Origin of the sequence: Bacillus sp. SIMBA_074 (assembly GCF_046534555.1) — a bacterium.
Classification (GTDB): Bacteria; Bacillota; Bacilli; order Bacillales; family Bacillaceae_G; genus Bacillus_A; species Bacillus_A mycoides.
Genome location: NZ_JAWRYM010000289.1, coordinates 1 through 309, shown reverse-complemented (window position 1 = coordinate 309; position 309 = coordinate 1). Strand labels below are relative to the sequence as shown.

At 67.3% G+C, this 309-nt stretch carries 1 protein-coding gene; it reads right to left on the bottom strand.

Going from position 1 to position 309, the window contains the following annotated elements; all coding sequences use genetic code 11:
- Nucleotides 1–124 precede the first annotated feature (124 nt).
- A partial coding sequence (locus tag SB773_RS30890; RefSeq protein ID WP_410594053.1) for a hypothetical protein occupies nucleotides 125–309 on the bottom strand: 185 nt, incomplete at its 5' end.

Here is a 309-nt window from a genome sequence, read left to right as displayed (position 1 = left end):
GGCATGAGCGTGCGCGCCGAGATCCGCATCGGCAGCCGGCGCGTCCTCGACTACTTCCTGTCGCCGCTGCAGCGTCGCCTGGACGAGAGCCTGCTCGAGCGCTGAATCCCGCATCCCCGCCCCGCTACCCACACCGGAGGTTCCCCCTTCCCAACGCTCGCACGCGGCGGCGGAACGTCGCGACCACCGGACCCCGGTCCGGCCGCCGCCGGCGCGGTACCGCCGGTTCAACCAGGAGATGCATCCACATGTTCAACTTCGCGAGTTTCTTCAATATCAAGCCGACTCCCGTTTCCAGCTTCAGCCATA